The sequence below is a fragment of the Acinetobacter lwoffii genome (assembly GCF_024129735.1).
Taxonomy (GTDB): Bacteria; Pseudomonadota; Gammaproteobacteria; order Pseudomonadales; family Moraxellaceae; genus Acinetobacter; species Acinetobacter lwoffii_H.
Genome location: NZ_JAMXXK010000038.1, coordinates 18,705 through 34,118, shown reverse-complemented (window position 1 = coordinate 34,118; position 15,414 = coordinate 18,705). Strand labels below are relative to the sequence as shown.

Sequence of the window (15,414 nt, the reverse complement as noted above, 5' to 3'; positions counted from 1 at the left end):
CTCAGAAGTGAAACCTCTTAGCGCTGATGGTAGTGTGGGGTTACCCATGTGAGAGTAAGTCATCGCCAGCTCATTATTCGAAACACCCCCTGTCATTTGATAGGGGGTGTTTTTTTATGCGCGGGTTTTAGTCAAATAATTGTTGAAGTGTTGAGTATTGATTAAAAACTGGACTCATGGGTTTAGAATTTTAAGGAATAAGTAAGACTTTAGTCGGATATTGCATGAAAAGTAGCTGTGTTGAACTAAGTTGTTGCGAAGACATGGCGATAAGAATCATTAAAAATAATAAATAAGAGTTAGGGTCATGTGTCGTGCTGAAAACAACGAAAAAAACTCACAGGAGGTGAGTAAAAATGGCAGAAAACATGAACAGAGTAGCAAACACGGTAAGTGTGAATGATCTGATTGATCAGGCAAAATTCACTAAATTTCACTTAAGCATTGTATTGTGGTGTTTGTTTATTGTCCTATTTGACGGATATGATTTAGCAATTAACGGTGTCGTTCTGCCTCTACTTATGCAAGAGTGGGGTATGAGTGCTGTTCAAGCAGGCATGCTTGCAAGTACAGCACTCGCTGGCATGATGTTTGGAGCCATGCTGTTTGGGATGCTTGCAGACAAAATTGGTCGTAAAAAAGTTATCTTGATTTGTGTGTCTTTATTTAGTGCTTTTACATTTTTAGGTGGATTTACCACTAATCCAACAGAGTTTGGTATTTTACGTTTTATTGCTGGTTTAGGGATTGGTGGTGTATTACCAAACTTAGTCGCTTTAACGTCTGAATATGCACCTAAACGTTTAAAAAGCACACTGGTAACCACCATGTTTAGTGGTTATGCCGTAGGCGGTATTATGGCTGCATTATGCGGTACATGGTTTACACCAAGTTTTGGTTGGGAAATTATGTTCTTCATTGCAGGTATTCCATTACTTTTTGTTCCATTTTTTTGGAAGTTCTTACCTGAGTCTTTAACTTTCCTCGTTAAAGAACAAAAAGTGAATGAAGCACGTCGCTTTATAAAGCAAGTCGAGCCAACTGCAGACATACAAGCAGATACTGAACTTGTTCTAGCTAGCGCTGATCAAACCCAAAGTGCATCAGTAAAAGCTTTATTTACAGAAAATCGTGCCACAGGAACATTCTTATTTTGGATTGCTTTCTTTATGTGCTTACTCATGCTTTACGCACTTGGAAGCTGGCTACCAAAACTTATGATGGCCGCGGGATATTCTTTAGGTAGCAGTTTAATGTTCTTATTAGCACTGAATATTGGTGCCGTGATCGGAACCATTAGCGGTGGTATTTTGGCAGACCGTTTTGACTTTAAACCTGTTCTTATGAGTATGTTAACTGTCGGTGTACTGTCTTTGGTTGGTTTGGGCTTTAATTCTCCAACCCCTGTTATTTATTTACTTGTCAGTTTAGCAGGTGCCTCATCTATTGGTACCAGTATCTTGTTATATAGCTATGTTGCTCAATACTATCCTGTTGCAGTACGTTCTACTGGTATTGGTTGGGCTTCTGCTGTAGGGCGTACAGGTGCAATCGTTGGCCCAATCGTGATTGGTATGCTGCTTGGGATGGAGTTACCACATAAATGGAACTTTATCGCAGTTGCAATGCCAGGTATTATTGGCATCATCGCTATTTCAATGATTCGTAAGCCACAACCTGGTCGCGTTATGGTGAAAAAATTAAAAACAGCCAAAATTTAAACTCTCGTAATTGACCTACTCAGTTAAAAAGCTCCTTACTTAAAGGGGCTTTTTCATATCTTTAGTATGAAATTAAATCAATATTCAATTGGTCAAAAGAATAAGCGGATTAAAAGAGCTTAAATATTGGGCGAATTAAAAAATAAATATCAATTATTCAAAAGTTTATATTAGTAATAGTGTGACATATCACGCAAATAAATGACCTTTCGGTGAGCATAGCAGAATATCAATTAGTCTTATTGTGCCTTAAATCCCGCTTGCGTATATTGCCTGACATTGAAGATTGACTTCAGTCTTCAACAAGATGTTATGGACAAGTACTCATGGGAGATGAGAACGATGACAACGGAAAAAATAGATGTAAATTCTGTAGTCGATAATGCGAAATTCACGCCTTTCCACTTCAATGTAGTTGCTTGGTGTTTACTCATTATCTTATTTGATGGCTACGATCTCGCAATCAATGGTGTAGTTTTACCGTTATTGATGCAAGACTGGGGCTTAAGTGCAGTGCAGGCCGGAATGCTTGCAAGTACCGCACTGGCTGGCATGATGTTTGGTGCGATGATCTTTGGTTCCCTCGCGGACAAGATCGGCCGTAAGAAAGTGATCATGATCTGTATTGTATTATTTAGTGGTTTAACTTTTGCCGGCGGCTTTGCTTCAAACCCAACCGAATTCGGTATTTTACGTTTCCTTGCCGGTCTTGGTATTGGTGGCGTAATGCCAAACCTGGTGGCATTGACTTCGGAATATGCCCCACAAAAAATGCGTAGTACGCTGGTGACCACCATGTTTAGTGGTTATGCGGTAGGTGGCGTAATGGCTGCGTTATTGGGTTCATGGTTTACCCCAAGTTTTGGTTGGCAAATCATGTTCTTTATCGCGGGTATTCCACTGTTTTTGTTACCAGTGATCTGGAAATTCCTGCCTGAATCTCTCGCATTTATTGTGAAACAGAATAAGCAGCCAGAAGCTCGTCGTATTGTACGTCGCTTGGCGCCAAATCTGACAGTTACCGAGAATACAACTTTCACTTTGCCACAGGAAAATGTGCCTGAAGCAGCCAACGTGGTGAGCTTGTTCCGTCGTGGTCGTGCGGTCAATACTTTACTGTTCTGGGTCGCGTTCTTCACTTGTCTGTTAACCATGTATGCACTGAGCAGCTGGTTACCGAAGTTAATGATGGCAGCGGGCTACTCGATGGACAACAGTTTGATGTTCATGATGGTGATGAACGTTGGTGCGGTTGTAGGTATTGTCGGTGGTGGTATTCTTGCGGATCGTTTCCACTTGAAACCGGTACTGATGTTCCTGGGTATGATGGGTGCGATTGTGATGAGCTCAATGGGCTTTGCATCTAACCAATTCTTACTTTACATCCTAGTATTCTTGGCGGGGGCAGCGTCGATTGGTTCGCAAATGTTGCTGTATAGCTATGTGGCGCAGTTCTACCCACTTGCGGTACGTTCGACAGGTATTGGCTGGTCTTCTGCGATCGGTCGTATGGGCGCGATTGTAGGGCCGATCCTGATTGGTGGCTTACTTGGTATGAATCTGCCTGCTTACTTTAACTTTATGGCAGTTGGTTTACCGGTTCTGATTACTGCAATTGCGGTTGCGTTGATCATGCATGACAATGAGTCTGAAAAGATTGGTTCAATTGAACCCGCAGTGTCTAAAGCTTAAAGCTAAGTTTTTAAATAAGAAGCCTCCGAAAGGGGGCTTTTTTATTTTTGAGATATTATATATTTTGTTTTTAATATTTATTTTTGAAAATTAAAAACATGGAAGAATTGAAATATATTTATATACAGAATATTGAACAAGCATTATCGCGTTTAAAAGTTACAAAAGAATTTTTAGAAATTTATTTAAATTCCTCAAAGCAAGCTTATTTAGAGTCTGCAATACTTCAGTTGAGGAAAACTTTAGAATTATTAGCTTTTGCTGCTATAGCTCCAAATAAAACAGAGTATGCAAAATTTAGGTTAAAAGCTGAAAGTCGTAATGATTACCGTAAAGATTATAAAGCTAGCACTATTGTCAAAATATTAAAAAATATCAATAAAGATTTTTATCCTATTCCTTTATCAGAACCCTTTCTTGTCAAGGAAGGGTATTATCACTTTGAAAGACAAAAAGAGAATTTTTTAACGATTAATAATTTCATCAGATTGTATGACAAATTAGGTAAATATCTTCATGCAGATAATCCATGGGGACATGATAAAAATTTAAAAAATTTTGTTGATACATTACCTAAAGAAATTAAAGCAATAGAATCATTATTGTCATTGTATTTTACAACTATAAGAACCGATAATTTTATCGGTGTATGGGTTATCAAAACTACCAGTGATCCTATCTCAGTTGAGGTTACGGTAGGTTATGCTAATGAAGATTTTTCAATTAAATAACTTGAAACGGATAATTTTATGAAACTCAACTCATTCTCCCCAATCCTTGAAGATGATGAACTGCATCTTCCTGAACTGGTGTACTGGGCTTCTTTAGGCGATGTTGAACAGGTCGAGCAAGGCTTACAGAAAGGTCTGGACGTTAACTCTGCCGACGAAGAAGGCTATAGTGCTTTACAGGCCGCTGCTGAAAATGATCATCTGGAAGTGGTCAAACTCTTGGTCAGCAAGGGTGCTGATATTGCACATCGCAGTCCTAATACTGCTTTAGAATTGGCCGAAATGGCCGGAAATAAAGACGTTGTGACTTATCTGAAAAGTCTGGCCGGTGGTGTCTGAATATAAAAAAGAACCTCAAATTTGAGGTTCTTTTTTATGGTATGAGCTTAGGCAGCATCACCTTCAAGCTCTTTTAAGATCGCTTCATTGAAAGCCGGTAAATCATCCGGATTACGTGAAGTAATCAGTACCCAGTCGCCAGTATTGCAGCGGTGAACCTGTTCATCGACCCATTTTCCACCGGCATTTTCCAGATCCAGCTTGATGCTCTTATATGAAGTCAGATTCTTGTCTTTGATACGCTGTGCATCAATCAAGGTCCATGGCCCATGACAGATCGCGGCAATCGGTTTGTGATTATCGGCAAAATGCTGAATGATTTTTTGCGCATCCTGATTGATTCTCAAGGTATCCGCATTGACTGTACCGCCGGGAATCACCAAAAGATCATAATCATCCAGATCGACGTGTTCAAGACTGGTATCCGGCGTATATTGGGTGGCAGCTTTGGTATCACCTTTGACCGTCGCGACATCTTCATTTTTTTCGGCAGCATGAATCACTTCAAAACCTTTGGACTTTAGAAAATTTAAAGGCTCAGTGAGTTCATCATGTTCAATGCCTTGATTAGATGTAATAAAGAGGACCTTTTTTACCATGATTGCTGTTCCTAAAAAATGCGAGGATTTTTAGCTTAACAACAAGGGGATTCTTACAATGTTGGAGTTTTAGCTCGGAACTGTTAAGCAATGATAAATAAAATAATAGGCAGAAAAAAAAGCCCCGACATCCTGTCGGGGCTTTTTCGTATCTCGTGATTTAGGTATAACTCCTGTCGTACCTCACGTCCTGGTGTTGCGATGTTATTCTTGTTTTTAGGTCTTCTGGAGCATCCTGCTCTCTATGTTTATAAAGTAATACACATCCCGGTGGCGCACTAGCAGCAGATTGCGGTTATTGCTGTACGCTTTGGCTTACATCAGCGCAGAGAAATTAAGCTGTGCAAACTTAACCGGTTGTATTGCATTAAAAATGTATATCTAAGCCGATATAAGGACCTTTAAATTCCAGCTGTAAGTCTGGACGTTGATCCTGTTCAAAATCTACCTGCATGAGGCGATAACCGATTTTGGCACCGACATCGACCAGCAGATTATCAATGAAATCATATTGCAATTCTGCCTGTACGTCGGTTTTTCGGGTATCGCTGCCGCGACTGTAAACCGCTTCTGCTTTGGCACTCATACCGGTAAATGGCAATTTAACCCCGGCTGTTGCATAGAGCAGTGGGCTATATTCATCCAGATCGTATTGCGTGAAAGCGCCGGCAGTCCGGTTTTCCACCGTACCATCCAGATTGGTTAAACCTGCACCTATATCCGCATGCACAATGGTATCCAGCAATTCGTAATACAGAATATAGTCAATATTGTTCAGCTCGATATCTGAGGCATTGACAGGAGAACTCTGTTCGCTGGTGCTGTCCAGATTGACGTATTTAATCTTGGCATTTGGCAATAACGGTACCGGATGTTCTACAGCGACAGATAGTTGTGCTGTACCTTGTCGATCCAGCTCATGCTTGAAATTGTTATCCTGGCTATAGCCGTCAAAATCCCAGTAGCTGAGATCCGCTTTCACGCCAATCACATCTGCATGACTGAGCGTACTGAGTCCAAAACCGAAGAATAAGGTGGTGAGTATTTTTGCGCGCATGGCTCTATTCCCTAAAGCTTTATTAAAATTAGAAGTGTCTGGTTACTTAAAAGCATCTTCTTAATATGGAGTAGCAAGTGCATGATATAGAGAATTTCAAAAATGTATATCCTTAGATTTTGCAGGACAATAAGATGGTAGCGAGAAGCACACAACAAGCGAAAGAGTATGCATTATATGTCGCCGGTCAGGTGGCTCAGACGAGTGAATGGCTAGAGGTCAAACATAAATATAACCACGAACTGTATGCCCGTGTCGCTTTGGCAGATGCCAACACACTGGAACAGGCGATTCAGTCTGCCGTAGACGCAGAAGCCGAAATGGCTGCCTTAGAGCCGTTCCAGAAACAGAAAATTCTGCTGCATTGCGTACGCCGTTTTCGTGAGATTCATGAAGAACTGACCGAAATTCTGATTGCAGAGGGCGGTAAACCGCGTAAAGCGGCCGAAGCTGAAGTTGAGCGTCTGATTAATACCTTTCAGATTGCCGCAGATGCCGTGACCCAGGTTGATCAGGGACGTATGCTGCCTTTGGCCGTGACTGCGGCAGCATCCGGTTATCAGGGTATTGTGAAGCAGGTGCCAATTGGTGCAGTGTCTCTGATCAGTCCGTTTAATTTTCCTTTAAACCTGACCGCGCATAAAATTGCTCCTGCGATTGCAGCCGGTTGTCCCTTTGTGCTGAAACCGCCGAGTCTAACCCCGATTTCTGCCTTAAAAATTGCCGAAATTCTGGCGGAAACCGATTTACCGCAAGGTGCCTTTTCGGTATTGCCCTGTCCGCGAGAGCTGGCCGATCTACTGGTCACTGATGAGCGTTTTAAATTACTCAGTTTTACCGGTTCCGATGCTGTGGGCTGGGATATGAAAGCGCGTGCCGGACGCAAAAAAGTGGTCTTGGAGCTGGGTGGCAATGCTGCTGTCATGATTGAGCCAGATACCGAAATTAACGATGTCTTGATTAACCGTCTAATTGGCGGGGCGTATAACCATGCCGGACAGGTGTGTATCAGTGTGCAACGCATTTTGGTGCATCAGCAGATTTATACTGAAGTGAAGGACAAACTGCTGGCGAAACTGAAAACGATTAAAGCCGCTGATCCGAATCTGAGCACAACCTTGGTTGGTCCGATGATCAAGGAAGATGAAGCCAAACGCCTGAAAAAATGGCTGGATAAAGCCGTGAAAAAAGACGCGAAAATCCTGATTGGAGGCGAATTGAATGGTGTGATGTTCGCACCGACCTTGCTGGAAAATGTAGACCACAGTCTGGAAATCTACCGTGATGAAGCCTTTGGCCCGGTGGCAATTCTGGAAGCGTATGCTGATTTCGAATCCGGTATTGCCTGTATCAACCGCAGCCGTTTTGGCTTGCAAGCTGGAGTGTATACTCAGAATCTGAACAAGATGCTGTATGCCTGGGATCATCTGCATGTCGGCGGTGTCATTATCAATGATATTCCGTCTTTCCGGGTCGATAACATGCCCTATGGCGGGGTCAAAGATTCAGGTCTGGGTCGTGAAGGAATTCAGTCCGCCATTCGCGATATGCAGGAAGAGCGCATGCTGGTGATTAAAGCCTAGGTTCAGAATATTCAATTCATCGCTTCGATATCACAGGTGGCTGGTTTTTAAATCTGCTTGTGATATTTAAACCGGTTTTTAAAGAGGTCAAAATTCCATGAGAGAATTTGATTTCCCATATCACGGCTTGGTCATGTGCCTTAGTATGAGCCGTTTCATCTTCAAATAATGATCTAAAAACAGATGCTGGATCAGAGTCTTGGAATACATTTTTTGAAACAGCGACCCTGTAGTAAAACTTAAGAAAAATATATTCCAAAAAGTTTGTCAATATATAACTTGTTTAATCTGCCTTATTTTGCAGAATTATTGAACGCTTAATTCGAATAGATTATAAATAACGAATATTTTAAGCAGAATTTACAGAAAAAATTTAAAAAAGTCAGTATTGTTAAATCATCTACAAGGTCAGTTTTTCGATCAGACTTTAAGCAAGATGTAAGACCTGCTGACCTGTTTGTACATTAGAATTCGACGCCCACAAGGTGCCCTCTAATTCAAACACCCAAAATTATTGAAAATGCTTCTTTTTTTGCTTGCGCCATAACCATAACAAGCAGCATCTAAAGGGGTTAAAAGTTTAGGTGTTCTATGACAGAAACTCGTGAGAATTGGTCCGCACGATCAGGATTCATTATTGCAGCGATTGGTTCCGCCGTTGGCTTGGGGAATATCTGGCGTTTCCCTTATGTTGCCTATGAAAATGGTGGCGGGGCATTCCTGATCCCCTATCTGATTGCGATTTTCGCAGCAGGTTTACCTTTATTGTTTTTAGACTATGCGGTCGGACACAAGTTCCGTAAAGCACCGCCTATGGCCTATAAAAAACTCATGAATGCCGAATCCTTGGGTTGGTGGCAGGTCATGGTCACTCTGGTGATCGGGATTTACTATGCCAGCGTCTTGTCCTGGGCTGGCAGCTATATGTTCTATTCCTTTGGACAGCAGTGGGGCACAGATACCCAAGGCTTCTTCTTCAATACTTACCTACAAAATGGTGAGGGTCTGACGCTCGGTTTTGTACCTGTGCTGTTCTTTGGTCTGGTGGTCGTTTGGGCAGCAGTCATGCTGATTCTTTACGGTGGAGTACGCCGTGGGGTAGAACTGGCGAATAAAATCTTTATGCCATTGCTGGTGATTTTATTCACGATCCTAGTGATTCAGGCAGTACGTTTACCTGGTGCAGTCGATGGTTTAAATGCTTTCTTCACGCCGAACTGGGAAGCGATGGCCAACTATAAAGTCTGGTTAGCCGCTTTTGGTCATATCTTCTTCTCACTGTCAGTGGGCTTCGGGATCATGTTGACCTATGCATCTTACCTGAAACGCAAAACTAACCTGACCGGTTCAGGGATTGTGGTGGCATTGGCCAACTCGTCTTTTGAAATTCTGGCGGGTATTGGTGTCTTTGCCGCGCTTGGTTTTATGGCGTTCAGCTCAGGCGCGAAAGTTGAAGATGTAGTATCTGGCGGTATCGGTCTGGCCTTTATTGCGTTTCCGAAAATCATTTCCAGTTTAGGTGCAGGTGGTGACCTGTTCGGTTTCCTGTTCTTTGGTTCATTGACGGTTGCCGGTATTACCTCGATGGTCAGTATCCTGCAAGTTCCGATTGCTGCGTTCCAGGACAAACTGGGCTGGTCAAAGAACAAGTCAGTGACGATTATTGCTGGTGGTTCAGCAGTGATTTCTACCCTGATGTTCTCGACACATAGTGCCATTACCTTTGTCGATATCATCGACTACTTTGCCAATAACATCGGTATTGTCGGTGGCGGTCTGTTATCGATTATTCTGTTGTCGTGGTTCCGTCGTCCATTAATGAAACAGCTGGAAGGCCATGTGAATGAGTTTGCCAGCGTGAAACTGGGTGCGAGCTGGAACTTCATGCTAACGGTGATCACGCCTTTGTCATTATTGCTGGCATTGGGCCTGACCCTGAAATCGATCATGGCAGAAGGTTATGGTGGCTATGCTGCCAGTACCCTATGGATGGTAGGTGGAGGAGTAATGGCATTCTTTATTCTGGGTGCCATTCTATTCAGCCTGATTAAAGATCGTCACAGCTAGGAGAGCGACTATGAATACATCTGCACTAATCATGATGATCATCTCTATCGTTTTATTATGGGGTGGTCTGGTACTGGCTGTGATTCATCTGGCAAAGAATCCGGAAGAACCAGAAGACTAAAAATCTTCACATAAACCTACTGTTACCATAAATAGAAGTCATTATCATCCTTGATGATAATGACTTTTTTAATGGCTGATGCTTTGACATGATTTCCGTTTCAGATGGACAAGTCCATACAGCCTTTGCCGTGACTTTATTTGCCGGGCTGGCCACCGTGGTGGGTGGGGGACTGGTATTATTCTTAAAAAAACCTAATTTCCGTTTGCTAGCCTTTGGTCTGGCCTTTGCTGCCGGTGCCATGATTTATGTCTCTTTAACCGAAATTCTGAACAAATCGATCGCGTCCTTTAGCCTGGATTTTGATGAAAAAAACGGTTTTGCCTTTGGCACTTTTGCTTTTTTACTGGGCGTAGTTCTGGTGTTATTGCTGGATCGCTTTGTGCCGAATCCCCATGACACCATTGAAACCCATTCTGCCAAGGGCGTCAGTTCAACCCAATTACTGCGTACCGGCATGTTGACCCTGTTTGCGATTAGCGCACATAACCTGCCGGAAGGACTGGCGACGTTTTTTGCCACACTGGAAAGCCCTGCTTTGGGTGCGCCACTGGCGGTGGCAATTGCGATTCATAATGTACCAGAAGGTGTGGCGATTGCCTTGCCGGTATATATGGCCACGGGCCGTAAAGATTATGCGCTCTGGGCCAGTCTGGTTTCGGGTTTGGCCGAACCATTGGGGGCAGCGCTCGGTTATTTTATTCTGGCACCTTATATGAGTGAAACCGTCTATGGTCTGATCTTTGGGGTGATTGGCGGCGTGATGGTTTATCTGGCACTGGATGAATTATTGCCGACGGCAAAACGCTATGCCAAAGGACATGAAACGGTATATGGGCTGGTCAGTGGCATGGCTGCATTGGCCAGCAGTCTGGTGATTTTTAAGTTTATTCAATAAACCTCATATTCACTAAATCACGAGATATAAAAAAGGCAGCTTAGGCTGCCTTTCATTTTAAACGCATGATTTATGCCGTTTTTTCAATACGGCAATAGAAGAAGCCGTCGCCTTGATCCGCTTTCGGTAACAATTGACGGCCATGAATCTGTTCGATGCCCCAATCGGCTTCGATTTTGATTTCTTTGGCATCGGCATGTTGAGCAAAGAACTCGACCATCTGTTGTTCATTTTCGGCTTTCAGAATTGAACAGGTGATGTACAGCAACGTACCACCAACTTTCAGTTGCTGCCACATATTTTCCAGAATCTGCTTTTGCAGATGTACCGTTTGCGGAATATCTGTAGAGTGACGTAGCAAGCGAATATCCGGATGACGACGGATCACACCAATTGCGGAACATGGTGCATCCAGCACGATACAATCCACCGACTCAGGTGCTGTCCAAGTGATCGCATCAGCCGCGATAATTTCAACTTCCGCATATTCAGTTAATAGTAAACGTTCCAGATTTTCTGCCACACGGACTAAACGTTTGGCATCCTGATCAATCGCATAAAGCTTTTTCGGGCTATATTTTTCCAGAATGTGCGCGGTCTTACCCCCTGGAGCGGCGCAGGCATCTACCACGACTTTGCCTTCAAGGTCAGGAACTAAGGTCGCACATAGCTGGGCATGTTCATCCTGAACCGAGAAACCACCGGCTTCATAGCCTGGCAGATTCGGAATATGGACATTCTGTTCCAGAACGATGCCAACTTCGGAAAGAGTGCAGGCACGCGCCTCATAACCTTCTTCTTCCAGAATTTCCAGATATTCATCGCGGCTGACCTGGTTGACATTGACACGCAAGGTGAGCGGCGCAATCTGTTTCAAGTCATGCGACAGTTCGGCAAGCTGTTCTGGCCAGTCTTTCTTTAAACGCTTGTAGAGCCAGCTTGGCAGACCATGCGCCTGATTTAAAGCCAGGTCAAATTCTTCTGTTTCACGTGAAACACGACGCAGAACGGCATTGACCAGACCGCTTAAAGGTTCAAAGCCCAGCTGTTTGGCTGCAGTCACGGTTTCTGAAATCGCAGCATGCGCCGGAATACGGGTACATAGAATCTGATACAAACCCAGATATAAGCAGCTTTCTAAAGCTTGGTTATCAAGAGGTTTGGTTAATAAAGGTAAAGTAATGGCTTTCAGGCCATGCCACTGACGTAAACAGCCCAAAGTTAACTCGTGATACAGACCACGGTCACGCTCAGACACGATGTTGATATGTTGATTGAGTACAGAAGCAAGTGATTGGCCGTTTTGTACAGCCAATAGGGTTTTTACAACTTGCGCGCGCAAATTCAAGTTTTTAGCTGATGATTGAATTTGGCTCATGCGAATTTATATCCTACCGATAGTTTTTGAGTTTGATTAATTTGAACAGCATTCAGGGCTTTGCCACCTGGCCATTGCAGATTGGTGATGCAAATAGCATGTTGATCACCACACATCACATGCACGCCATCTTTATCCAGGGCAATCACTTCACTAGGCAGGGCATTGCTTGCCTTTTGTGTGGAAAGTGATGAATTCCAGATGCGTAAATTGTTGCCGTCATCTAGCGGGGTGAATGCCACTGGCCAGGGATTAAAGGCACGAATATTACGGTCAATATCTGCTGCAGGCTGGGTCCAGTCAATTTGTGCTTCGGCTTTTGTCAGTTTATGCGCGTAGACAGTCAGATTTTCATCCTGAACTTCACGGGTCTCAAGATAGTGCTGTAAAGTCTGTTCCGATTCGAGCACGGCCACAATCGCCTCAGCACCTTGCAGCGCCAGTTTGTCATGCAGGCTGGCAGATGTATCTTCGGCGCTAATCGGGCACAGTGTTTTATACATCATGTCCCCGGTATCCAGACCGGCTGCCATTTTCATAATGGTCACACCTGTTTCGATATCGCCGGTAGCAATCGCGCGCTGAATCGGGGCTGCACCGCGCCAGCGTGGCAACAGCGAACCATGAATATTCAGGCAACCATATTTTGGCGTATCCAGAACCACTTGTGGCAGGATCAGGCCATAAGCTGCCACCACCATCACATCTGCATTTAAGGCTTTAAGTTCCGCTTGCGCCGCCAGACCTTCTTCAGTCGATGACTTGAAATGTAAAGGCTGATAGACCGAAAGATGATGTTCAAGCGCTAACTGCTTCACCGCAGATGCCGTGAGCTTTTGTCCACGTCCGGCCTTGCGGTCCGGTTGAGTATAGACCGCCACAATTTCATGTTCGGTTCTAAGCAACGCAGCCAATGCAATCGCTGCAAATTCTGGTGTGCCTGCAAATATGATCTTCACACATGAAATTCCAAATAAACTTAAAAGCTATTATAAGCCAAAAGCCAAATTTCAGCCTAATCGTTGCAAAAACTTATCCGAGAAGCTTGGTGAGTGCTTGAATTTCAGTGGAATTTTTATATAAAAAAAACTCATGCAAATTGTAAAAATTATTCATGAAAGTTTTGTATTGTCCTGATGATGATGGCGGTATAGTAGATTTCATTAAGAAATTTTTATCGTCAGATCATCCAAATCTCTCTATAGACATTTTTGCCTGTATCTACACCCAAAAGGCCATCTTGTAAATCAAGGGCTTGTAGTATGATAGGTTTAAAATTCAACTGATTTAAGCTCCTTGTCAGTATGATTTAGCCAGAGTGGATCTGCCCGATTCATTGCAAGCTCAAACTTTGTTGGAAATATAAAATGCCTGACTATCGTTCAAAAACATCGACACACGGAAGAAATATGGCTGGCGCACGCGGTTTATGGCGTGCCACCGGCATGAAAGATGAAGATTTCGGTAAGCCGATTATTGCGGTGGTGAACTCGTTCACCCAGTTTGTACCGGGTCATGTGCATCTTAAAGACCTGGGTCAGCTGGTGGCACGTCAAATTGAAGCGTCAGGCGGCGTGGCCAAAGAATTCAATACTATTGCGGTCGATGACGGCATCGCGATGGGTCATGATGGCATGTTGTATTCATTGCCTTCGCGTGACCTGATTGCAGACTCGGTCGAGTACATGGTCAATGCCCATTGTGCCGATGCGATGGTATGTATCTCGAACTGTGACAAGATCACCCCAGGCATGTTAATGGCCGCGATGCGTCTGAACATTCCAGTAGTATTTGTCTCTGGCGGTCCAATGGAAGCGGGCAAGGTCAAAATCCGTGGCAATGAAAAAGCCATTGATCTGGTTGATGCCATGATTGTTGCAGCAGATGACAGCTTCACTGATGAAGAAGTTGCTGAATATGAACGTTCAGCTTGCCCAACCTGTGGTTCATGTTCAGGCATGTTTACCGCAAACTCGATGAACTGTTTGACTGAAGCACTTGGTTTATCGCTTCCGGGCAATGGTTCAACGCTGGCAACCCATGCCAACCGTAAAAAATTATTCGAGCGTGCGGGTCAATTGATTGTTGAAATCACTAAACGTCATTATGAGCAAAATGACTACAGCTTATTGCCACGTTCAATCGCGACCAAAGCAGCGTTTGAAAATGCGATGACTTTAGACATTTCCATGGGTGGTTCAACCAATACGGTTCTACATTTGTTGGCAGCAGCACACGAGGCAGAAGTCGACTTTACCATGACTGACATCGATCGTTTGTCACGTAATGTGCCAGTTCTTTGTAAGGTTGCGCCGGCGAAGCAGGACGTGCATATGGAAGATGTACACCGTGCCGGTGGCATCATGTCGATCCTGGGTGAACTGGATCGCGCGGGCTTGCTGGATACTTCTGTTCCAACCGTGCATGAAAAAACTTTAAAAGATGCCTTGGATAAATGGGACATCATCCGTACCGAAGATGAAGAGGTGTATCAATTCTTCAAATCGGCACCGGGCGGTGTTCCGACCCAGACCGCATTCTCGCAAGACCGTTACTATGCGCGCTTAGATGGTGACCGTGACAATGGCGTGATCCGTAATGCAGCCAATGCCTTCTCACAAGATGGTGGTCTAGCGGTACTTTACGGCAACATCGCGCTAGAAGGCTGTATCGTAAAAACTGCGGGTGTGGATGATTCAATCCTGAAATTCAACGGGACTGCACGTGTGTTTGAAAGTCAGGATGCTGCAGTTGAAGCCATTCTTGGCGGCAAAATCACTGCGGGTGATGTCGTCGTGATTCGCTATGAAGGTCCACGTGGTGGCCCGGGTATGCAGGAAATGCTGTATCCAACCAGTTACTTAAAATCGAAAGGTTTGGGTAAAGACTGCGCACTTTTAACGGATGGCCGTTTCTCGGGTGGTTCGTCTGGTCTGTCGATTGGTCACGTGTCGCCTGAAGCGGCTGAAGGCGGTGCAATTGGTCTGGTGGAAGATGGCGACCGTATCGAAATTGATATTCCAAACCGTACCATTCACCTGGCAGTGGATGATGCAACCATGGCAGCGCGCCGTGAAGCACAAGAAGCCAAAGGCTGGCAGCCTGCTGAACAGCGTCCGCGTAAAGTGTCTAAAGCACTGAAAGCGTATGCGATGCATACTACTAGTGCGTCGAAAGGTGCGGTACGTGATATCTAATTTGTAATTTTACAGATTTAAATAGCACTCC

Annotated in this window: 13 protein-coding genes; 9 read left to right on the top strand and 4 right to left on the bottom strand. The window is 44.0% G+C overall.

All coding sequences use genetic code 11. The features are described from left to right. Positions 1-356: 356 nt before the first annotated feature. From NI469_RS11310 to NI469_RS11295, 4 genes are all read left to right on the top strand, one after another. Positions 357-1,721 (top strand): MFS transporter, encoded by a 1,365-nt coding sequence (locus NI469_RS11310; protein ID WP_004647701.1) that lies wholly within the window; start codon positions 357-359, stop codon positions 1,719-1,721. A 342-nt stretch (positions 1,722-2,063) separates the two neighbouring features. Next, the gene (locus tag NI469_RS11305; RefSeq protein ID WP_004647700.1) at positions 2,064-3,413 is read left to right on the top strand and encodes an aromatic acid/H+ symport family MFS transporter; all 1,350 of its coding nucleotides are present in this window, start codon (positions 2,064-2,066) and stop codon (positions 3,411-3,413) included. A gap of 98 nt (positions 3,414-3,511) precedes the next feature. Next, a complete protein-coding gene (locus NI469_RS11300) occupies positions 3,512-4,144 on the top strand; it encodes a hypothetical protein (RefSeq protein ID WP_004647699.1) in 633 nt (210 codons plus the stop codon). An 18-nt stretch (positions 4,145-4,162) separates the two neighbouring features. Further along, positions 4,163-4,483 (top strand): ankyrin repeat domain-containing protein, encoded by a 321-nt coding sequence (locus NI469_RS11295; protein WP_004647698.1) that lies wholly within the window; start codon positions 4,163-4,165, stop codon positions 4,481-4,483. 47 nt (positions 4,484-4,530) lie between these two features. On the opposite strand, the gene NI469_RS11290 is transcribed toward NI469_RS11295, so the two are convergent. Then, positions 4,531-5,082: a type 1 glutamine amidotransferase domain-containing protein gene (locus tag NI469_RS11290; protein WP_004647697.1), complete on the bottom strand. Its 552-nt coding sequence runs from the start codon at positions 5,080-5,082 to the stop codon at positions 4,531-4,533. Between the two features lie 367 nt (positions 5,083-5,449). Next, the gene (locus NI469_RS11285) at positions 5,450-6,139 is read right to left on the bottom strand and encodes a TIGR04219 family outer membrane beta-barrel protein (protein WP_004647696.1); all 690 of its coding nucleotides are present in this window, start codon (positions 6,137-6,139) and stop codon (positions 5,450-5,452) included. 134 nt (positions 6,140-6,273) lie between these two features. On the opposite strand from NI469_RS11285, the gene NI469_RS11280 reads away from it, so the two are divergent. From NI469_RS11280 to zupT, 4 genes are all read left to right on the top strand, one after another. Further along, positions 6,274-7,722, top strand: a complete 1,449-nt coding sequence (locus tag NI469_RS11280) for an aldehyde dehydrogenase family protein (protein WP_253175216.1) — start codon at positions 6,274-6,276, stop codon at positions 7,720-7,722. A gap of 591 nt (positions 7,723-8,313) precedes the next feature. Then, positions 8,314-9,789 carry a sodium-dependent transporter gene (locus NI469_RS11275; protein WP_004280815.1) on the top strand — a complete coding sequence of 492 codons (1,476 nt, stop codon included), beginning with the start codon at positions 8,314-8,316 and terminating at the stop codon, positions 9,787-9,789. A 10-nt stretch (positions 9,790-9,799) separates the two neighbouring features. After that, the gene (locus NI469_RS11270; protein ID WP_004647694.1) at positions 9,800-9,910 is read left to right on the top strand and encodes a methionine/alanine import family NSS transporter small subunit; all 111 of its coding nucleotides are present in this window, start codon (positions 9,800-9,802) and stop codon (positions 9,908-9,910) included. 88 nt (positions 9,911-9,998) lie between these two features. Continuing rightward, positions 9,999-10,808, top strand: coding sequence for a zinc transporter ZupT (gene zupT, locus NI469_RS11265; RefSeq protein ID WP_004647693.1), 810 nt, complete (start codon positions 9,999-10,001; stop codon positions 10,806-10,808). A gap of 70 nt (positions 10,809-10,878) precedes the next feature. Here the strand turns inward: zupT and rsmB are convergent, their stop codons facing one another. Next, on the bottom strand, positions 10,879-12,186 hold the full coding sequence (gene rsmB / locus NI469_RS11260) for a 16S rRNA (cytosine(967)-C(5))-methyltransferase RsmB (protein WP_004647692.1): 1,308 nt from the start codon (positions 12,184-12,186) through the stop codon (positions 10,879-10,881). Next, complete coding sequence (gene fmt / locus NI469_RS11255) at positions 12,183-13,145, bottom strand: methionyl-tRNA formyltransferase (protein ID WP_253175214.1); 963 nt, start codon at positions 13,143-13,145, stop codon at positions 12,183-12,185. Before fmt ends, rsmB begins: the two co-directional genes overlap by 4 nt. A 408-nt stretch (positions 13,146-13,553) precedes the next feature. Between fmt and ilvD the strand changes: the two genes are divergently transcribed. After that, positions 13,554-15,383 (top strand): dihydroxy-acid dehydratase, encoded by a 1,830-nt coding sequence (gene ilvD / locus NI469_RS11250; RefSeq protein WP_026055737.1) that lies wholly within the window; start codon positions 13,554-13,556, stop codon positions 15,381-15,383. Positions 15,384-15,414 lie beyond the last annotated feature (31 nt).